Origin of the sequence: Flavivirga jejuensis (assembly GCF_030540765.1) — a bacterium.
Taxonomy (GTDB): Bacteria; Bacteroidota; Bacteroidia; order Flavobacteriales; family Flavobacteriaceae; genus Flavivirga; species Flavivirga jejuensis.
Window position 1 is genome coordinate 597,280 of the sequence record NZ_JAUOEL010000002.1, and the last position, 22,705, is coordinate 619,984.

Annotated in this window: 15 protein-coding genes; 8 read left to right on the forward strand and 7 right to left on the reverse strand. The window is 32.8% G+C overall.

Annotated elements, in window-relative coordinates; translation table 11 throughout:
• The first annotated feature begins 123 nt into the window (after positions 1-123).
• Positions 124-2,538: a TonB-dependent receptor gene (locus Q4Q40_RS07480; protein WP_303301163.1), complete on the forward strand. Its 2,415-nt coding sequence runs from the start codon at positions 124-126 to the stop codon at positions 2,536-2,538.
• Between the two features lie 734 nt (positions 2,539-3,272).
• Here Q4Q40_RS07480 and Q4Q40_RS07485 read toward each other — a convergent pair.
• The 3 genes from Q4Q40_RS07485 to prfA all read right to left on the reverse strand — a co-directional run bounded on the left by Q4Q40_RS07485 (position 3,273) and on the right by prfA (position 5,871).
• Entirely contained in the window at positions 3,273-3,680 is a 408-nt protein-coding gene (locus tag Q4Q40_RS07485; protein ID WP_303301164.1) for a nuclear transport factor 2 family protein, read from the reverse strand.
• Positions 3,681-3,848: 168 nt separating this feature from the next.
• A complete protein-coding gene (gene pyrF, locus Q4Q40_RS07490; RefSeq protein ID WP_303301165.1) occupies positions 3,849-4,667 on the reverse strand; it encodes an orotidine-5'-phosphate decarboxylase in 819 nt (272 codons plus the stop codon).
• Positions 4,668-4,794: 127 nt separating this feature from the next.
• The gene (prfA, locus tag Q4Q40_RS07495) at positions 4,795-5,871 is read right to left on the reverse strand and encodes a peptide chain release factor 1 (protein WP_303301166.1); all 1,077 of its coding nucleotides are present in this window, start codon (positions 5,869-5,871) and stop codon (positions 4,795-4,797) included.
• 402 nt (positions 5,872-6,273) lie between these two features.
• On the opposite strand from prfA, the gene Q4Q40_RS07500 reads away from it, so the two are divergent.
• The 6 genes from Q4Q40_RS07500 (at position 6,274) to Q4Q40_RS07525 (ending at position 13,513) form a co-directional block, all read left to right on the forward strand.
• Entirely contained in the window at positions 6,274-6,936 is a 663-nt protein-coding gene (locus tag Q4Q40_RS07500) for an ATP-binding cassette domain-containing protein (RefSeq protein WP_303301167.1), read from the forward strand.
• 214 nt (positions 6,937-7,150) lie between these two features.
• A complete protein-coding gene (locus Q4Q40_RS07505; protein WP_303301168.1) occupies positions 7,151-7,696 on the forward strand; it encodes a hypothetical protein in 546 nt (181 codons plus the stop codon).
• A gap of 121 nt (positions 7,697-7,817) precedes the next feature.
• Complete coding sequence (locus Q4Q40_RS07510) at positions 7,818-8,702, forward strand: SH3 domain-containing protein (RefSeq protein WP_303301169.1); 885 nt, start codon at positions 7,818-7,820, stop codon at positions 8,700-8,702.
• A 489-nt stretch (positions 8,703-9,191) separates the two neighbouring features.
• The gene (locus Q4Q40_RS07515; protein WP_303301170.1) at positions 9,192-10,778 is read left to right on the forward strand and encodes a hypothetical protein; all 1,587 of its coding nucleotides are present in this window, start codon (positions 9,192-9,194) and stop codon (positions 10,776-10,778) included.
• A gap of 404 nt (positions 10,779-11,182) precedes the next feature.
• Entirely contained in the window at positions 11,183-12,772 is a 1,590-nt protein-coding gene (locus Q4Q40_RS07520) for a hypothetical protein (protein ID WP_303301171.1), read from the forward strand.
• A 423-nt stretch (positions 12,773-13,195) separates the two neighbouring features.
• The gene (locus tag Q4Q40_RS07525; protein ID WP_303301172.1) at positions 13,196-13,513 is read left to right on the forward strand and encodes a hypothetical protein; all 318 of its coding nucleotides are present in this window, start codon (positions 13,196-13,198) and stop codon (positions 13,511-13,513) included.
• A 199-nt stretch (positions 13,514-13,712) separates the two neighbouring features.
• On the opposite strand, the gene Q4Q40_RS07530 is transcribed toward Q4Q40_RS07525, so the two are convergent.
• From Q4Q40_RS07530 to Q4Q40_RS07545, 4 genes are all read right to left on the reverse strand, one after another.
• Complete coding sequence (locus Q4Q40_RS07530) at positions 13,713-16,265, reverse strand: adenosylcobalamin-dependent ribonucleoside-diphosphate reductase (protein WP_303301173.1); 2,553 nt, start codon at positions 16,263-16,265, stop codon at positions 13,713-13,715.
• 643 nt (positions 16,266-16,908) lie between these two features.
• Positions 16,909-17,868 carry a DUF3078 domain-containing protein gene (locus Q4Q40_RS07535; protein WP_303301174.1) on the reverse strand — a complete coding sequence of 320 codons (960 nt, stop codon included), beginning with the start codon at positions 17,866-17,868 and terminating at the stop codon, positions 16,909-16,911.
• A 78-nt stretch (positions 17,869-17,946) separates the two neighbouring features.
• Positions 17,947-19,125 (reverse strand): AIR synthase related protein, encoded by a 1,179-nt coding sequence (locus Q4Q40_RS07540; RefSeq protein ID WP_303301175.1) that lies wholly within the window; start codon positions 19,123-19,125, stop codon positions 17,947-17,949.
• An 81-nt stretch (positions 19,126-19,206) separates the two neighbouring features.
• Positions 19,207-21,393 (reverse strand): glutamine synthetase III family protein, encoded by a 2,187-nt coding sequence (locus Q4Q40_RS07545; RefSeq protein ID WP_303301176.1) that lies wholly within the window; start codon positions 21,391-21,393, stop codon positions 19,207-19,209.
• Positions 21,394-21,669: 276 nt separating this feature from the next.
• On the opposite strand from Q4Q40_RS07545, the gene Q4Q40_RS07550 reads away from it, so the two are divergent.
• On the forward strand, positions 21,670-22,686 hold the full coding sequence (locus Q4Q40_RS07550; protein ID WP_303301177.1) for a glutamine synthetase beta-grasp domain-containing protein: 1,017 nt from the start codon (positions 21,670-21,672) through the stop codon (positions 22,684-22,686).
• The last annotated feature ends 19 nt before the right edge of the window (positions 22,687-22,705 follow it).

The window sequence follows — 22,705 nt, forward strand, 5'->3', positions numbered from 1 at the left end:
TGTTATGACATCCAATTAATTAAATTGTCTTAATTATTAAAAATTAAGAAAAAAAACAGATTGGGATTCTAAATAATTAATTTAATTTCGCCGTCTTTATTTAGACTTATTAAAAATAATAACATGACAATTACAAAAAAAATTTGTACTAGCATTACCATATTATGTTTTCTTGCATATGGTTTTGGCCAAACTGGCAACATTAAAGGAAAAATAACCGATACTGAGGGTAAACCTGTCGAATTCGCAAATGTGATATTAAAGAACACCGAAAAAGGGACTATGACAGATATCAATGGTAACTATTCTATTGAAGCCGTAGAAAAAGGAGAACACCTCCTATTAGTCTCTTACGTTTCTTATAAAACATTGAAAAAAAATGTTACGATTAGAGTAGATGAAACTCTAGAAGTAGATTTTATACTTGAAGCAAACGACATTGAATTATATGAAGTAATAATATCCGCTGGTAGAACTTCAGAAAAACTATCTGAAGTTCCAGCTTCAATTACAGTTGTAGGCTTAAAAGAATTAAAAAATCTAGGTACTAACACGACCAATATTAGTGATATTTTGGAATTTGCTGTACCAGGGATGGCACCAAGCACGGGTACTTTTTCAAGTTGGGGACAAACCTTACGTGGTCGTCGGGCATTAATAATGGTAGATGGTATTCCACAATCTACACCTTTACGTAATGGACTGGTTGATATAAATAGTGTTCAGCCTAATGACATTTCAAGAGTTGAAGTTTTAAAAGGTGCTGCTGCTATTTACGGTAATGGCGGCGATGGTGGTATTATAAACTATATTACAAAGAATGCTGATAAAAACGCCCAGATTTCTGGTAGTTCTAATGTCTGGACTACAAGTAATTTATCAAAAACAGATGATGCTTTTGGCTGGGGAGTTCAGCAATCATTAAATGGTGGTTTAGATAAAGTTTCGTATTATATATCAGGAAGTTTTGAAAAAACGGGGACTAAGTATGATGGTAATGGAGACATAATATCTCCAACTTATGGTTTGGATAATACCAAAATATTTAGTGTATTAGGAAAAGTAGGTTACCAGATTAATGATAAACAGACTGTTGATGTTATGTTCAACCATTACAAGTCTAGTCAAGAAACGCCTTATGTAGCTCAGTTAGGAGCGCTAGAGATATATAACGCTTCTGGTGACTATAAAATCACTCCAACTATAGGTGTTTTACCTACAGCCGAAAACCCAATATCGGAGGAAGCTGTAGGCTCTGGAATTACAACTACGAATGCTCAATTAAAATATGAATTAAGTGAAATATTTAATGGTACTACCAAGTTTGCTGCAGATTTATATTATCAAAAGGGGAAAAATATTTTCTTTTATGATGCCACCTATTTTGATGGGGGAGGACAAACAGTTGTAAATACAGATAAATTAGGTTTTAGACCCATTTTAAACACTAAATTAAATTTAGAATTCCCGCTTACAATATCATTTACTTATGGGCTTGATTTATTAAAAGACAAAACCAACCAAGGTTTGTTAGATGGTCGTATTTGGGCACCAAACTTAGATTTATTAAGTATCGCGCCATTTGTTCAGGCAAAATTTAAATTTAAAGAGGATTGGGTTTTTAAAGCAGGCTTGCGTTACGAAGATATGAGCGTAACCATTAAGGATTTTTCTACTTTACCAGTTTCACCAACTAGAGATGATAATTTTACCAACCCCATTGATATTGAAGGAGGAGAATTAGAATTTTCCAACACATCTTTAAATGTAGGTATTAGGTATATTAAAAACGATGAATTTATTCCGTATGCCAGCTTTTCCCAAGGGTTCACGCTCCCAGATATTGGAAGGGTAGTTAGAGGTGGAACTTCTACAAATGTTAATAATATTAACCCGCAAGCTATAAAAACTAATAATTATGAATTTGGTTTCTTATCTAAATTTAAACATGTAAGATTTGAAGCAGTCGGCTACTATAGTACTTCTAATCTGGGACTTAATCTTATTAGAATTGAAGATACCGATCAACTGGTACAGTCCATGTCACCACAAAGTGTTTATGGGGCAGAGGTTTCGACAGATTTTACATTTTTAGATGACCATTTACAATTTGGCGTTTCGTATTCGTATGTAGAAGGCCTGGAACACGATCCTGAAGATGCGACTACCCTTACTTATATAGGTGGTGATGTTATTTCTCCTGCAAAAACAACAGCTTATATAAATGTTAGACCTCTAAGAAAGCTATCAACGTCATTAAGGTTGATACATATTAGCGATAGAGAACGATTTAATGTAAACGAAAATGAAGGTGTTTTTACTTATAGTTACACCGAAGTGCCTGTAACAGGGTATACATTGGTTAATTTTTCGAGCAGTTATAAAGCAACAGAAAAAATATCTATTTCATTAGGTATAAATAATTTATTTAATAAATTCTTCTTACCTCCTAGGTCGCAATGGGCATCAACAACAAGAACTTATAATTCAGCAGGAGAGGGAATCAACGGCAGATTGGCCGTTAGCTATAACTTTTAAAACATCTAATTTTAACAAAGACACTGTCTAAAAAGTGTCATTCTGAATATTACCGAGAAACAAAATATATTTTGTTTCGAAAGTAGCAGCAAAAACTGTAAAGAATCTCTAAAAATTTTAATACTTTAATTTTTAGAGATTCTTCATTTTGTTCTGGATGACATTACCCTCGAACAAAATGAGATCGCTATGTCATCCAGAGATCTGTGTTAAAAATTTTAACTAGCGGATGAAATGACGTAATAGGGGTGTCATTCAGAAGGCTATCGAAAACAAAATATATTTTGTTTGAAGATATAAGCGAAGCTTACGACTGAAGAATCTTAAGAGATTAATGATAAAGATTCTTCGCTGCGCTCTGAATGACAAACAATTGAAAGTCAGCTATTTACAAAACACATCAATGGTAGGAGGAACGACTGAAGAATCTCTTAAATTTCAATGTTTTTATTTTTAGATAAATAAGATTCTTCGACTCCGACAATTGTCGGAATGCTCTGATTGACAAAACTTTGCTCTGAATGATAAAGTTCATCACTTTTTAGAATTCCTTTTAGACCCCTCTGTTTTTTAAAAATTTATGGAGATTAAAAAAGACTCTATCCCTCCTTCCTCACTTCGCTAAGTACTCTAAACACTTGGTTAATCAAATAATTTAACAAAAAAGAATGAGCATAAAATTATGGAACGGTTTTCTATCTGTTTTTTATAGAAATTCAGCTCCCCTTCTCCACCTACATCATCCCTAAAGACTCCATGATAACTATTGGATTCCAATAATCCACATATTTGATAATTTCACCAGCATCATTAGTCGTTACAATCGATATATATTTTTGGATAAACGCATTTTTTGTAGAAAGTGCTACACCCTCACAATCGAACTCAACAATAGCCAAATTAGGGTTTGCAGTTGGGTGAAAATTTAAGTTTTTGTATGTTACTTTAAACTGCTCGGGGAAATTTTTCATATAGTCATATAAAGCGGTCCTTCCCTCCACTTTTTTGGGAAATCCTTTCGGAGCATATGGAACTTCCAAAACACCATTTTTTGCGAATAAGTTTGACCAATCAGAGATTTTTCCTTGTGAAAGACAAGCTAAATGGTTTTTGAATGTTTCCTCTGCCCTATTTTTAATCATGTCATTAATTTTTTACGGTTACACCCATAAAAATAAGACAAAAATAGTCGAAAAACAAGAAGTTATATCTATCTCTCTAGCACTTGAGATTAAACCCTAATAATAAAAAAGTCGTCACCCACAACTATAAATATTCTTTCTATAGATGGGCTTTATTAGTAAATTAAATCAAAGACGATTCAATTCAATCGCCATCTCTTCTTGGAGTTGCTTAGCTTTCATTGCAGCAGCTTTAGCAAAATCGGCTTCCTTAGATACATAAATAATTCCACGAGAAGAATTAATAAGTAAGCCCACTTGATGATTCATTCCGTATTTACAAACATCTTGTAAATTACCTCCTTGAGCACCAACTCCAGGCACTAATAAAAAACGATCTGGAATAATCTGTCTAATATCTGCTAAATATTCGGCTTTCGTAGCCCCAACTACATACATTAGGTTTTCTGAATGCTCCCATGTTTTAGACGTTTCTAAAACATGCTTATACAATTCTTTTCCATCAACCTTTTTTGTTTGAAAATCGAACGCACCTTGATTCGATGTTAACGCTAACAATATGGTGTGTTTATTTTCGAAAGCTAAAAAAGGTTCCACAGAATCTTTGCCCATATAAGGAGCAACAGTTACAGAATCGAAAGCCAAATCATCGAAAAAAGCTTTGGCATACATCGTACTTGTATTACCAATATCGCCTCGTTTAGCATCTGCAATAGTAAAAATTTCGGGATGCTTTTCATTTAAATAGTGGATAGTTTTTTCTAAAGATTTCCATCCTTTTAAACCATAAGCCTCATAAAACGCCGTATTCGGTTTATAAGCCACACATAAATGATGTGTCGCATCAATAATTGCTTTATTGAAAGCAAAAATGGGATCTTCTTCTTTTAAAAGATGTGCTGGTATTTTATTTAAATCAACATCTAATCCTATACATAAAAAGGATTTCTTTTTTTTGATTTGCTGAACAAGTTGGTTTGTCGTCATGCCTACTTAATCCTCCAAAGGAGGGAACTATTATATATTTACTCTTATAATTTCTCTTATTATCCTGATGCTAACATCTACTTTTTCAGCGGCGTGTCTTTCCCTTCAGGAAAGAGTCCGATAAGGATTAAATCACATCATCATTAGCCTTTAACTTTTCAGTATTTTCAGCTAGCATCAATTCATCTAATATTTTTTGAATATCACCGTTTACAATATTACTCAAATCGTAAAGTGTTAAACCTATTCTATGATCGGTTACACGGCCTTGTGAATAATTATAGGTTCTAATCTTCGCACTCCTATCACCAGAAGATACCATACTACCACGTTTTGCTGCATCTTCTGCATTCTTCTTTGCCAATTCCAATTCATATAAACGCGAGCGTAATACTTTAAAAGCTTTTTCTTTGTTTTTATGCTGTGACTTCTGGTCTTGACATTGCGCCACCAAGCCTGTTGGAATATGTGTTAAACGTACTGCCGAATAGGTTGTATTTACAGATTGACCTCCTGGTCCTGATGAACAGAAAAAGTCAATACGCACCTCTTTTGGATTGATTTCTACATCAAACTCCTCTGCTTCTGGAAATACCATAACCGTAGCAGCACTTGTATGCACACGCCCTTGCGTTTCGGTTTGTGGCACACGTTGCACACGGTGTACGCCTGCTTCAAATTTTAAAGTTCCATAAACATCTTCGCCACTAACCTCAAACTGAATTTCTTTAAAACCGCCATTAGTTCCTTCACTAAAATCTACAGTATCAACACGCCAACCTCTTCCTTCACAATATTTAGTATACATTCTAAATAAATCCCCCGCAAAAATACTAGCTTCATCACCACCAGTCCCCGCTCGTAATTCAACCACCGCATTCTTAGCATCTTCGGGGTCTTTAGGTATTAAAAGCACTTTTATTTCTTCTTCTAACACAGGAATACCTTCTTTAGCCTCATCATATTGCATTTTAGCCATTTCTACCATTTCGGCATCACTACCATCTGCAATAATAGATTCGGCTTCCTTCAAATTATCTGTAAGCTCTATGTATAACTCTCGCTTATCCATAAGAATTCGCAAGTCTTTATACTCTCTATTAAGTTCTACATAACGCTTTTGATCTGTAATAATGTCGGGTTGAATAATTAAATCACTAACCTCATCAAAACGCTGTTTTATTATTTGTAATTTCTCTAACATCTACCTTTTTAATTGGGAATCAAAAATACGATAATTTATGAATTTTTAGCACGAATACACATTCCTATTAATCATTAAGTTAGAATAATACTCAACTTCTATCGTTTCTAAATAATATATGAACCAATTATTTTCCATATTCGTTTTTTACAGGCCTTTTATTTTTTGGTCTTTTAGCTTAAATATTATATTCTCACTTTTAAAATATGATATTATTATTATACTCATTGTTAAACTATTATTAGTTGTTTTCTTATGGTACTTCATAAACGAAATAAGCGGAAAACAAAAACTACTATTTTACAAAAACCTGGGTATTTCTAGCTTCAAATTATTTTCGTTTTTATTTCTTATTGATCTATTTTTAAGCATGCCCTTTCTTTTAATCCTCAAGGAATTTGTATGATTATAGAAATTGATAATGTGGAACTCTATTTTAAAAACAAGGCCATTTTAAATGGTGTTTACCTAAAAGCAGAAACAGGAAAAATAACAGGGATTTTAGGAAGTAATGGTTGTGGAAAAAGCTGTCTTTTAAATATTGCTTTTGGTAACTTAAGAGCTAAATATAGCCTAATAAGAGTTGATAATGCCCCTATTTTGAAGCCACTGTACCAAACTAAATTGGTTAGTTATTTACCACAGCATCACTTTATACCTGATAGGATAAGGCTTAAGACTGCTTTTAAACTTTTTAATGTAGACTGGGATGCATTTATTAATACTTTTGAAATGTTGACACCTTTTAAGACATTTTATTTTAACAAGCTATCTGGTGGTGAACGCCGTTTAATAGAAATCTATTTAATATTAAAATGCCCTAGGAAAATAGTATTCTTAGACGAACCTTTTTCTCATATTGCTCCTCTATATATTGAAAAAATTAAAACCCTTATTGAAGAAGAAAAACATAAAAAAGTCATCATTGTTACAGACCACATGTATCAACACATTATATCTATTTCTGATACCATATACCTTTTAAAAAATGGTTGTACAAAACGAATCGACAACATAAAAGAACTTGAAGATTATAAATATTTAAGTATTAGCACTTTGCATTAGGTAAAAAGAAGTTGTTTGAAAAGTAATAATCATACCTCGCACCTCCACAGTTCAATGTTATTAAAAATTCACTCAGAAAATTAACTTTAAATATTATATTTGAAAGAGAATTAAACACACATTACCATTGTGTTTATACTATAGTTGTGCGTAATGTAAAAACTGAGCTCTGAAAAGAAAAATTCGAAATACTATTTATCTGATTTTAGGAGCTGTGATAATCTACTCACTTATAGCTACACCTATTTCCAATTCTATTTCTGAAAAATATGGAATTGAGTTGAATAATGACAGAATTGAATTTGGATTAAAACCAATAACCGAAAAGTGGAATTTGGACAGCATTGTTTTACATACACCAGTTCGTGGAATGAATGGTTTTCCATCCGAAATTCTTGACACTACTGATTATCGTTTTTTAGAGAATAAGTGGTATTGCCAATATTGGACAAATAAAGAGATTGACAAAACGAAACTTTATCATAAAAGCAAAAAGATTTATTTTACAAAGAGTTTTTGGATTTGGCAAAACGAAATTCATTTTGAATATAATACATTTATAAATCCAAATTCAAATTTGGCTGACTATGAGGAATTGGAAACCAGTACTCATTGGCAAAGTAATGGAGAAACCTATGGACATCTTGCACATATAAAAAATGGCGAAGATTTATTAATTGACTTTGATGTTAATCAATCTATGTTCGGATTTGAAAAAGAAAAAGTAAATGAAATATTAGAAAAATGGGAACTGAAATAAACACTACACTCAACAACTAAACGTATATAAAAATTGTTGTTCTGTGCTTAACCAATGTTAGTTGCTTTGTTTGCTAGCTTCTAATTTTCCATATATAAATATTATAACCAATTTGAGAAAAATGAAAATAACAATTTTACTATTTGGAATATTGATTTCTTTGAATCTATTTGCCAATGAAAAATTAGGTCAAATAAATGACCCTGATGGTTATACAAATGTTAGAGAAAAACCAACAACCAACTCAAGAATATTATTTAAAATACTAGCCGATGAATATTTTTATTATGAAGATTCTGGTTCAAATGATTGGTGTAAAGTAACCAATATGGATGGTAAATCTGGATTTATGCATAAATCCAGAATTTCAAGTGTAAATGAATTTAAAATAAAAGAAAAAGTCTATAACTCTAATGAATTTAAACTAAAAATTAGAGAGAAAAATATTGGCAAAACAACTATAAAGCTATTACAGATACAAAATCCAAAGTATTACTGTGACGCATATGTTGAAATTACTAATTTAAAAACTAAAGAACTCAAATACAAACAAATAGACGCTTTAGGTAGTTCTGCTGGAGTTGCTTTTCTGGAAAATGTAATTCCTAATCACATTTTAATAGTAAAACACGGAGACTATGATGGGAGAACCATCATTGTAAGCGAAAGCGGAAAAATAACAGAAATACCAGGAGGTTCAGTTTCTAAATTAATAAACAATAAATACTTAATAAATCTAGCAGAATGTGATCTTGGTTATTGTGGTTTATCAATTTATGACATTGATAAAGAAAAAATAGTATTTAACTATGATTCTGAATTCGAAATTTATGAAATCAAGAATAAAATAGTTTTGGATTTAGACTTTGAGAATGGTAAAGATTATAGCGTTATAAATTTTGAGAAGTTACAATTAGATAAAATAGATATCAAGACAAACATAGAAAACTATTATTTCAAAGATCTAATTGATTACGATATTGAAAAAGGCTGTTTATGTTATTAAAAACTAGTTACAATAACTAAGCATATCGCAGATTTAAGGTTGTAACTAGTGGTACGTAACTTTTCATTTAATTTTTAAAACATAAAGAAAGGTTACTCTATCTCTAAAGTTGTTCTTAAATTATTTTCTTACTCTTGATCGTTAATTTTTTACAATCACAAGTTAAAACCTTACGGTAGCGACATACTATACCCGATCGGAATAACCACCATCCCATAAAATACTGATTATCAATCAATATTCCAATCTATTGAAATATTTTAATAAATTAGCTCAACCTAGTTGACATAAGGCTGTCACTCCCTCTATTTATTTTTGTTTCAAGTTAACTTAAAAGATATAAAATAAAACAATTATTAATGCTAGCAACAATATTATTACTGATGAGATGACCCCTAAAATAGATTTATAACAATCACATTAACTTTTTAAAGAACCAAATACTACAATTAAAAAAAGAACGTTTTATAACCACCTACACTAACTATTATGACCCTAAATCCAATCATACAAAAGAACATTCTGTTCACAGCCTTTTTTTTACCATTGTTATTTGTTATAGCCCTTTTTACAAGTTGTGACAGTGATGAAAGTAATTCGCCCGACTCCGATACTCTTAATGATTCCGAAGGTGTTTTTCCGCTCCCTTCTGGGTATTTTATACCTGCAAAAATGCCTATGCATGTAGTATATCCCAGACCAGATAGTGAAACACAGACGCATGCTCGCCACCGTTGGATGCATAGCAAAATGACTTATGAGATTCCTATTGGAGTGCAAGGTGGTGCATGGCCATTTAAATATGAAATTATAACTGCTCCTGATGGTGCTTCAATAGGTCAGCTTTATGGATCACAGGATTACGGCGTGCTAAAAATCCAAACCATTGCCAGTGGTTCTCATAATATAGTCATTAGAGTTACTGATCAGGAAATGAATACCGTCGATATTAGTTGGACTGCCACCGTAGATGATAGCAAGTTTACCTTTATCCAAGAAGGATACACAGGCACGAAAGTTGGTACCATTGATCAACCTCTGGGAACATGGAATGATTGGTATAAAAATGATGCAGACGATACTAGTTATGCTAACCAAATCCTCGTCTTTAGAGGAGGTAATTATACACTAACTGGTGATGCATCTCAAAATGGTAATGTTGAAATCAACTCAGGCACTAAGACTCCAAGCATAATTGCATACCCTGATGAAATACCAATTATAGATTGTAATACTGCCAAGATATTTACACGTAACGGAACTAGCGCAAATGATATATTTATAAGTGGTATCCAATGGGAAAATGCCAGAACAGATCTTGCTAATTCCCATTTCTTCTGGGCTACTTCAGAAACAAATAGGATAACGTTTTGGAACAATACATTCGATACTATTGAACCAGGAACAGCGGGAAATGATAATCCCAGTTGTGTTTTTATACCAGCAACCGCTAATAAACAATATGTGTTATATAAACATAATACACATAAAAATATTAATACTGGTGGTGCTAACGGTAGTTATATAGATATCTATAAAGCTAGTTATGTTCTTGTAGAAGAAAATACTGCTACTGATAGTGATAATGGTTATGGTTTATGGATGAAAGGAACCATTGCTTATGTATCTGTTCGGGCGAATGATATTAATTCTGGTGGGGGGATTACTGTAGGTTATGGTATAGAAGCAGGTACCACACCACCACATGACCATGAAATTTGCTGGAATAGGGTTATTCAGAATTCTACTAATAGGAATACGCTACTTTTTGCAGGCTCAAACTTTTATATAGGTAAAACATTTAACAGTTTTATTTATAGAAATACATTTGTGAATAATGCTACATGGGTTAGATTTCGGGGAAATGAGGATTTCGAGGTTTATGGTAATGTTGTTGTAATGAATGCTAATTCATTATCAAAGTGGGATACCTCCATTATGGACGAAAATATCGAAGGAAACTTAACAGCAACAACCGATTCTAATGAAATTACTGATTCTGAAGGACTATTAATAGACGCCTCAAAAACAGAGTATTTGGGCAAACGGGGATTTGAGGTTTTTGATCCTCGTTAAAAAATAACTAGTTAGGTTAATAATATTATAGCCTATTGTGCATTTTGATTTTTTGGTTAAATCAACTGTCAGTTCGAGTGATTTCGACTTTTTTTGTCGGAATTGTATCGAGAGCAGGTTTTGATATCGGAAATTTTTATTCTAGATATTAATTTCATTCAAAAAATAAATGAAATTCACTCGAATTGACAAATTTTATTCAAAATGCACAACGGGTTATTATAGATATTAAAACAAACATAGAAAACTATTAAGTTAACTTAAAAGATATAAAATAAAACATTTATTAAGCTAGCAACAATCTTATTACTGATGAAATGAACCCTAAAATAGATTTATAGCAATTACATTAACTTTTTAAAGAACTAAATACTACAATTTTATAACCACCTACACTAACTATTATGACCCTAAATCCAATCACACAAAAGAACATTCTGTTCACAGTCTTTTTTTTACCATTGTTATTTGTTATAGCCCTTTTTACAAGTTGTGACAGTGATGAAAGTAATTCGCCCGACTCTGATACTACTCTTAATGATTCCGAAGGTGTTTTTCCGCTCCCTTCTGGATATTTTATACCTGCAAAAATGCCTATGCATGTTGTATATCCCAGACCAGATAGTGAAACACAGACGCATGCTCGCCACCGTTGGATGCATAGTAAAATGACTTATGAGATTCCTATTGGAGTGCAAGGTGGTGCATGGCCATTTAAATATGAAATTATAACTGCTCCTGATGGTGCTTCAATAGGTCAGCTTTATGGATCACAGGATTACGGCGTGCTAAAAATCCAAACCATTGCCAGTGGTTCTCATAATATAGCCATCAGAGTTACTGATCAGGAAATGAATACCGTCGATATTAGTTGGACTGCCACCGTAGATGATAGCAAATTTACCTTTATCCAAGAAGGGTATACAGGCACGAAAGTTGGTACCATTGATCAACCTCTGGGAACATGGAATGATTGGTATAAAAATGATGCAGACGATGCTAGTTATGCTAACCAAATCCTCGTCTTTAGAGGAGGTAATTATACACTAACTGGTGATACATCTCAAAATGGTAATGTTGAAATTAACTCAGGCACTAAGACTCCTAGCATAATTGCATACCCTGATGAAATACCAATTATAGATTGTAATACTGCCAAGATATTTACACGTAACGGAACTAGCGCAAATGATATATTTATAAGTGGTATCTTATGGAAAAATGCCAGACCAGATCTTGCTAATTCCCATTTCTTCTGGACTACTGCAGAAACAAATAGGATAACGTTTTGGAATAATACATTCGATACTATTGAACCAGGAACAACGGGAAATGATAATCCCAGTTGTGTGTTTATACCAGGAACCTCTAATAAACAATATGTGTTATATAAGCATAATACACATAAAAATATTAATACTGGTGGTGCTAACGGTAGTTATATAGATATCTACAAAGCTAGTTATGTTCTTGTAGAAGAAAATACTGCTACTGATAGTGATAATGGTTATGGTTTATGGATGAAAGGAACTATTGCTTATGTATCTGTTCGAGCGAATGATATTAATTCTGATGGAGGGATTACTGTAGGTTATGGTATAGCAGCAGGTACCACACCACCACATGACCATGAAATTTGCTGGAATAGGGTTATTCAGAATTCTACTAATAGAAATACGCTACTTTTTGCAGGCTCAAACTTTTATATAGGTAAAACATTTAACAGTTTTATTTATAGAAATACATTTGTGAATAATGCTACATGGGTTAGATTTCGGGGAAATGAGGATTTCGAGGTTTATGGTAATGTTGTTGTAATGAATGCTAATTCATTATCAAAGTGGGATACCTCCATTATGGATGAAAATATCGAAGGAAACCTAACAGCAACAACCGATTCTAATGAAATTACTGATTCTGAAGGGCTATTAATAGACGCCTCAAAAACAGAATATTTGGGCAAACGAGGATTTGAGGTTTTTGATCCTCGTTAAAAAATAACTGGTTAGGTTAATAATATTATAGCCTATTGTGCATTTTGATTTTTTGGTTAAATCAACTGTCAGTTCGAGATCTGTGTTGGTTGGTGTCATTCAGAAAGAGGTACGACTGAAGAATCTTTAGAGATTAATTATAAAGATTCTTCGCTGTGCTATGAACGACAAACGATTGAAAATTAATTATTTACGAATTCCGTCAATGGTAGTGATTTCGACCTTTTTGTCGGAATTGTATCGAGAACAGGTTTTGATATCGGAAATTTTTATTCTAGATACTAATTTCATTCAAAAAAATAAATGAAATTCACTCGAATTGACAAATGGACTGGTTACGGAAAAGGTAGTATTATTAGTAGATTAGAAAAAAAACTACCTAAAAAATAACGGTCTACAAATATCTATAAAAATCAAACCGAAATGAAGCAAGCATTAATACTATTATTTATATTTTTTTTAAGTTGCGGAAAGAACAACAAAGTGGAAAAGTTTGATGATCAAAAATGGAAAAAAGGCACCCAAACTGAACGTGGAAATATGTCAACTGATTTAGTTGAAAGTAAAATACTAATCGGAAAAACTAAATCTGAAATAATTGAGAAAATTGGATATCCGAAAGATAGCACTAAAACGAATTTTCACTATTTAGTAGATTTTGGATATATGACACCATATCATTTAGATGTGAATTTTGATTCAACCGATTTAACAGTAAAAGAAGTGACTTTGACAGATTAGAAAAAACGATTTGCTAACAAATTAGAAACTGTTTAAATTTTATCCTTTAGTTTATTTTGTCGTCTTAGGCTCTCATTCTACAGCAAAATTTCATTAAATAGCGATGCTATTCGCATTTATTTTGCTTTGTCTGAGAACTTAATCCACCCAAACTAATTCCAAAAACAAAACTTAAACAGTTTCTTATAATTATATTAGATTAACCGCATTTAGAAGACCCGCAATCCTTACAAGTTAAACAACCTTCTTGATAGATTAAGTTTTCCGATTTACACGAATCACACACATGCCCTTTAGCTTGTGTACCATCTGCCACATACCGTTTTAAAGCACGTCCTACTCCATTTTTCCAGGTGTTTATAGACTCACTATCTAATTGTAAACTATTAATTAAATCAACAATTTTATCGATTGGCATACCATGGCGAAGCGTACTAGAAATAAGTTTTGCATAGTTCCAAAATTCTGGATTAAATTTATGCGATAACCCTTCTATAGTCGTTTTGTAACCCCTTTTATTTTCATATTGAAAATCGTACCGAGAGGCTCCATTTTCAGTTCTATTTTTTATTATTAGTCCACTGTTTACCCAGCGAGGAATTAAAATACCATCCTCATCATCTGTTAAACCTGTAAAAATCTCATAAGGATTACCATCAATCATTCCTATAAAAGCAATCCATTTTTCTTTACTATTCTGAAAACGAACAACATCGGCTTCTAATACCTGGGGGCGTTTTATAGGAAATGTAGTTAATGAATCTGATTTATCTTCTTTTTTATCATCATTAGAAATTAACACACCAGATCGTGAACCGTCTCTATAAACAGTGACTCCTTTACAACCTACTTCCCATGCTTTTAAATATAATTCTCCTACTAAATCCTCAGAGACATCATTAGGAAGGTTAATCGTTACACTTATCGAGTGATCCACCCATTTTTGAATAGCGCCTTGCATACTCACTTTACTTAACCAATCCACATCATTTGAGGTCGCTTTATAGTATGGTGATTGTTTTATGAGATCATTTAACTCGTCCTGAGAGTAATTTTTAGAGGTATCAATCCCATTTACTTCCATCCATTGTTTAAACCTGTGATGAAAAACAACATATTCTTCCCAAGAATCTCCCACTTCATCAACAAAATCAACACGCACTTCTTTATCGTTTGGATTTACTTTTCTTCTACGCTTATAAACGGGTAAAAACACAGGTTCAATTCCAGAGGTTGTCTGCGTCATTAAACTTGTTGTACCCGTTGGAGCAATTGTAAGTAAAGCAATATTTCGTCTACCATATTCTAACATTTCATAATACAGTTTACTATCCGCTTCTTTTAAACGTTGAATAAATGGATTGTTTTTTTCGCGTTCTGCATCAAAAATAGAAAAAGCACCACGTTCTTTTGCTAAATGTACTGAGGCTCTATAGGCTTCTATTGCTATTGTTTTATGAACTTCCAACGAAAAAGCATTCCCCTCTTCACTACCATATTGTATTCCTAATGCCGCCAACATATCGCCTTCTGCTGTAATACCAATACCCGTTCTACGCCCTTCTTCTGCTTTTCGTTTTATATTAATCCACAAATTACGTTCAGTCGCTTTCACCTCATCAATTTCTGGATCTTCGTCAATTTTTTCTAAAATAACATCAATTTTTTCTAACTCTAAATCAATAATATCATCCATGATGCGTTGTGCTGCAACAATATGCTTTTTGAATAAAGAGACATTAAATTTAGCTTGTTTTGTAAAAGGATTATCTACATAAGAGAATAAATTAATAGCTAAAAGTCTACAAGAATCGTAAGGACATAAAGGAATTTCTCCACATGGGTTTGTAGAAACCGTTTTATAGCCTAAATCTGCATAACAATCTGGAAGCGACTCCTTTATAATGGTATCCCAAAAGAGCATGCCTGGTTCGGCAGATTTCCAAGCATTATGTACAATTTTTTTCCATAAATCCTTAGATTTTATTGTTTTCGAAACTTTGGGGCTTTTACTAAATATGGGGTATTTCTGAATATAATCGGAATCATTTTTCACTGCTTCCATAAAATCATCATCCATTCTAACCGATACATTTGCACCTGTAACTTTACCTTGTTCTAATTTGGCATCTATAAAGTCTTCTGAATCTGGATGATTAATTGAAACCGATAGCATCAATGCACCACGCCTTCCATCCTGTGCCACTTCTCTGGTAGAATTAGAGTAACGTTCCATAAAAGGCACAATACCCGTAGAGGTTAATGCCGAGTTTTTAACTGCTGATCCTTTTGGACGAATGTGTGATAAATCATGACCAACACCTCCTCTTCGTTTCATGAGCTGAACTTGCTCTTGATCTATTTTCATGATGCCACCATATGAATCTGATTCTCCAGAATTACCAATTACAAAACAATTAGAAAGTGACGCTATTTGAAACGGATTACCTATGCCTGCCATAGGGCTACCCTGAGGGACTATGTATTTAAAATCTTTTATTAAGTTAAAAATATCATCTTTAGATAATGGATTTGCATATTTTTTCTCAACTCTTGCTAACTCGTTAGCAATTCGAAGATGCATATCTTCTGGTGTCTGCTCATAAATATTTCCTTGAGAATCTTTAAGTGCGTATTTGTTCAACCATACGCGAGCGGCTAAATCGTCATTTTTAAAATATTTTAACGACGCTTTAAAGGCTTGGTCTTGAGTGTAAATCTTTGGTCGGTTTTTCGTCACATTGTTATTCATTAGATAAGTTGTGGGTTTTTGGATTAGTTAATTAAGAGTATAAATAAACTACAAATCTACAATTTAAAATATGATAAAAATCATAAAGTTTACAAGTAAAAACACTTTAAGTTCTGAATATGAATGATTTAAAAATTTATTAACATTAAAAAGTTAACAAATTTTTAAAATAAATTACTTTTGAATAAAAGTCAATAAGTTCGCTTTGATAGACCGAAAATCGACCTCATAACATACCAAAAATGCATAATAATAATCATGGTAAAACTGAATTCTTATAAATTCGTGAAACCTGCCAACTAGCAAACCAATATTATTAAGTTAAGAGAATTGATTCCGTTTTATCACATTGAGTCCAATCATTAAGTTTAAGTTAAGGTAATTTACATCTGTTTGAGTGCAGTCGAGAACTCATCATTCTAACAAATAAAGAGGTTTTCGACTTTAGCCCGTTGAGCATAGCCGAAAGGCTCAACCAGACAGTTAAGGTGGAAAAATCCTTAAAAAAAAATTAACTAGTGGTGAGGACACCTAGTAAATCTCTACGAAATGCTATTAAAAAAATTTTAGAAGCCAGAAAGCGACACGCATCAAAGCACATCCTTTTTAACTCCATTTGAAACCAATAAAAGGTAAGTACATTTTAAAAGTCAACAGCAAACCCAATCCCTAAAATTTGTTTCCACTGCAACTTAGCGCCAGCTTCATCAAACTCTCCTTCTATCTCCGAAGGCTCGGTTGTTTTTACATCATCATCATATATAAAATGGGAGCCAAAAGTAGCTCTCATAAAATTATTCACTTTAAAATCAAAATCGATACTCCAGTCTAAATCTACATTTCCAAAATTATTCACATAATCAGAATACAAACTCACTTTATGTTTCAGATTAATATTTTCAGCTACTTGCATTTCATAACTATTAGTCATCAAAATACCTAACTCTTTCCTTAAGTGTTCACCAGGTACAAGAACATTTCCGTCTTCATCTAATACAGCTGGAGTTACCCCAAAAGAACCAGCATTAGCCAAATCTTCATCTAATACAAAAGTCGCTTTTAAAGTTACTGGAGAAAAATAAAATGCTAATTTTTCAATATTTTTTCCGTATTCCATACCACCACCAAAGAACAAATACCCAGGAGCCATTAATCTAGAGATGGGCACCTCTTTATTTGGATATGAATAACCGTTGGTAAGCTGTGTCTTAAAATTAAGCTTTGCTGAATAAAACCAGTTTGATACCTCGTCAGGTTTATAACCTATATCCGAGTTAATTTCGAACAAATCATCCGTTTTTCTTAATTCTCTATCTTGCTGTTTATTTATTCCATAACGCACAGATATATCGTTTCTCCATGCAAAATATTTATCTGTATAATTTGCAGAAGACACAGCACCTAAAAGACCAGATATTGAATTACTACCACCAGAATTCCAGTTAGAAAATGCCACTTGACTTAAATCTACTGTAGCTTTATTTTTTTGAACCCATTGAGGCCCTTCTTGTTTTGTTTCTTTTTTTTGCAAAAAAAGGGAATCTGGTTGTGCAGAAATAAATTGAAAAAGGAGGCAAAAGGGGACTAACAGTACGTTTTTCATGAATTAGTTTATGGTTAATTAAACAGATTATAATCCTCTATCAAAAACCATTCCATTTTTGATTATAGAAAATAAAATTTAATAATTAAACGCTCCAAACTCAGATTTTATTGTAAGCTTTTTTGTTTTTGAAGCTTCTACTCTTCCTATTATTTTAGCATCTACATGAAAAGATTTAGATATAGCGATAATATTTTCGGCAACCTCTGGAGATACGTATAATTCCATTCTATGGCCGCAATTAAACACTTGATACATTTCTTTCCAATCGGTTTTAGATTGTTCCTGAATGAGTTTAAATAATGGTGGAATTGGAAACATATTATCTTTTATAATATGAAACTCATCTACAAAATGAAGGATTTTAGTTTGGGCGCCTCCGCTGCAATGAACCATTCCATGTATCGTTTCACTGTTAAATTCTGATAGTATTTTTTTAATAATTGGCGCATACGTTCTTGTTGGCGACAATACTAATTTACCTGCATCTATAGGGGCATCTTCAACAGCGTCAGTTAATTTTACACCCCCAGAATACACTAAATCCTCAGGAACCGATGCATCAAAACTTTCAGGGTATTTTTCTGCCAGATACTTGCTAAAAACATCATGACGCGCAGATGTTAATCCATTACTTCCCATACCGCCATTATATGTTTTCTCATAAGTTGCTTGTCCGAAAGATTCTAAACCAACAATAACATCACCAGCTTTAATATTTGCATTATCAATAACATCATCCCGTTTCATTCTTGCTGTTACTGTAGAATCTACAATAATAGTTCTTACTAAATCACCAACATCTGCCGTTTCTCCACCAGTAGAATGTATGGTTACTCCAAACGGTTTTAAATCTTCAAGTAATTCTTCTGTTCCATTAATAATGGCAGATAGCACCTCTCCTGGAATTAAGTTTTTGTTTCTTCCAATGGTTGAAGACAACATAATATTAGTGGTTGCACCTACGCATAACAAATCGTCAATATTCATAATTAAAGCATCTTGCGCTATCCCTTTCCAAACCGAAATATCGCCAGTTTCCTTCCAATACATGTAAGCTAAGGATGATTTTGTTCCAGCACCATCTGCATGCATAATCAAACAATAGTCATCATCATTTGTTAGATAATCTGGTACTATTTTACAAAATGCTTTTGGAAATAATCCTTTATCTATATTTTTAATAGCGTTATGCACATCTTCTTTTGATGCCGAAACTCCGCGTTGTGCGTATCGTTTAGAAACTTCTTGACTCATAATATTATATTGTGGTGCAAATTTAATTTTTTGAATTAAAAAATCCCGCTTTTTACAACGGGATTTCATAACTTTTGATAACTATCTTGTAAATAATAATTCTCGGTACTTTGTTAATGGCCAAATCTCATCATCAACTAGCAATTCTAATGTATCACAATGATAACGAATATCATCAAATATAGGCTTTACATGATTACAGTAAGCCATTGCTTTCTTTTCTATATCTTCTAACGCATTTGCCTTTTTACGTTCGTTTACCATTTTCGTGACATTTACATTAATGCCTTCTATATGGCTAGAAATTTCTTCGATTAATTTTATCTGTTCTTTTGAAATCGAATTAAATTTTTTATCAAATATTTCTTTTACCCCTCTAACATTTTCAATTAAAATATTTTGATATTTAACAGCAGTTGGCACAATATGGTTACGTGCAATATCAACCAATACACGGCTTTCAATTTGAATATGCATAATATAAGCTTCAACCTCGATCTCATAACGAGCTTCAGTTTCAACACTACTCATAACATTCATTTCTTCAAATAACGAAATGGTTTGCTTTGAAATTTTAGCTTTTAAAGCTTCTGGAGTTGTTTTGTTATTACTTAAGCCTCGCTTCTTAGCTTCTACTTCCCAAGCTTTTCCATAACCGTTTCCTTCAAATAAAATACTCTTAGTAGATTTTATATATTCTCTCAATACATTGAATATAGCTTCGTCCTTCTTTAAATCTTTCTTATCTATTAATTTATCTACTTCAATTTTAAAATCTTTTAACTGCTTGGCTACTATCGTATTTAAAATAGTCATTGGATTACCACAATTTGCTGTAGATCCTACGGCTCTAAACTCAAATTTATTACCAGTAAACGCAAAAGGAGATGTTCTATTTCTATCGGTATTATCTAGTAACACATCTGGTATTTTACCAACAACATTTAATTTAAGTTCCGTCTTTTCTTGAGGCGATAATTTTCCTTTAGTAACACCTTCTAACTCTTCTAAAACTTTGGTTAATTGTTCTCCAATAAATACTGAAATTATTGCTGGTGGTGCTTCATTAGCCCCTAACCTATGATCATTACTAGCAGATGCAATTGCTGCTCTTAAAAGTGCTTCATGTTCATGAACAGCTTTAATGGTATTAATAAAAAATGTAAGAAACTGGAGGTTGCTCATAGGTGTTTTTCCTGGACCTAATAAATTAACACCTGTATCTGTAGACAAAGACCAATTGTTATGTTTACCAGAACCATTAATACCTTTAAACGGTTTCTCATGTAATAATACTTTAAAATTATGACGCGCTGCCACACGTCCCATTATATCCATTAAAAGAGAATTGTGATCTACCGCCAAATTAGCTTCCTCATAAATTGGAGCTAATTCAAACTGATTAGGTGCCACTTCGTTATGTCGTGTTTTTACAGGAATACCTAATAACATACATTCTGTTTCCAATTCGCGCATAAAATTTAATGCTCTACTGGGAATGGCTCCAAAATAATGATCGTCTAGCTGTTGTCCTTTTGCTGGTGAATGCCCTAATAAGGTTCTACCAGTTAAGGAAATATCTGGGCGACTGGCTGCTAACATTTTATCTATTAAAAAATATTCTTGCTCCCACCCCAAAGAAGAGGATACTTTCTTTACATTTTTATCAAAATATTTACAAACAGCTGTTGCTGCATCATCTACGGCATGTAAAGCTCTTAGTAAGGGTGTTTTATAATCTAAGGCTTCACCTGTATATGCCACAAAAATGGTTGGAATACATAAAGTTGTTCCATATATAAATGCTGGTGAAGTAGGATCCCATGCTGTATAACCACGAGCTTCGAATGTATTTCTAATACCACCACTAGGAAAACTAGAGGCATCTGGTTCTTGTTGTACTAATTGGTTTCCTCCAAATTTTTCAACAGCCATACCACTACCAACAGTCTCGAAAAACGCATCATGCTTTTCTGCTGTGGCTCCCGTTAATGGCTGAAACCAGTGCGTATAATGGGTAACTCCTTTCGATAACGCCCAATCTCTCATAGAAGAAGCTACTTGATCGGCTATACTTCTGTCTATTTTTTTACCATATCGAACAGCATTCATAACACCTGTAAAAGCATCTTTTGTTAGGTATTGACGCATCGTATTCTCATTAAATACATGTTTCCCAAATAGGTCCGATCTACGTTCTTTTTCTTCTACAGTCACTGGCTTATAAGCAAGTGACTCTTTGATAGCATGAAATCTTAATGTTGACATTTTTAGAAAATTAATTAGGTTTCGTAATGATTACTTTAATATTGCAAAAATAAGTAGCAAAAACAATAAAAGTATGAAAACATAAAAGTTTATTGTTAACATTTTTGCAGTTTTTATATAAAATAATACTCTTTTTTTAAAATAAACCTTAAAATAATGGGGGATAAATAAAAATAACTAATACTTATATTAAAATACCCCCTATAAATATAAAGTATTTATATAATAATTTATATTTGTGAATATTATTAAAATTTCATTCATAAAATATTCATTATGGCAAAAATTAAATTAGAATACCTTTGGTTAGATGGTTATAAGCCAACTCAAAATTTGAGAAGTAAAACTAAGGTAGAAGAGCACGAAAACTTTAAAGGTACATTAGAAGAAATAGGAAACTGGTCTTTTGATGGATCATCAACACAACAAGCAATAGGAGGTTCTTCTGACTGTTTATTAAAACCTGTTGCAATATACCCAGACCCTGCCCGTATTAATGGATATTTAGTAATGACTGAGGTTTTAAATGCTGATGGAACAGCACACGAATCTAACGGTAGAGCTGGTATTGATGATGATGATAATGATTTCTGGTTTGGATTTGAGCAAGAATATTTTATCATGGATACGCATACACAATTACCTTTAGGATTCCCAATTGGAGGATACCCTGGACCTCAAGGTATGTACTACTGTTCTGTTGGAGGAAAAAACACTCATGGTAGAGATTTTGTAGAAAAGCATGCTGACTTATGTATTGAAGCTGGTTTAAATTTTGAAGGTATTAACCAAGAAGTTGCTAGTGGACAATGGGAATTCCAATTATTTGCTAAAGGTGCTAAAAAAGCTGGAGATGAAATTTGGATCGCTAGATATTTACTAGACAGATTAACTGAACAATACGGATACTATATCGAATACCACCCAAAACCTATTAAAGGTGACTGGAATGGTTCTGGTATGCACGCAAACTTTTCTAACACAACTTTAAGAACTTGTGGTTCTCAAGAAGTTTATGAGAAAATATGTGAAGCTTTCAGACCTGTTACTAAAGAACACATTGAAGTATATGGTGAGTTTAACGACCAACGTTTAACTGGTTTACACGAAACAGCTTCTATTACTGATTTCTCTTATGGCGTATCTGATAGAGGTGCCTCTATTCGTATTCCTATTATTACTGTAGAAAAAGGATGGAAAGGCTGGTTAGAAGACAGAAGACCTGCTTCAAACGCTGATCCATACAAAATTGCTGCTAGAATTGTTAAGACTGTTAAATCCGCAGACGTTTAATAATACTAGTTTTGTTCAT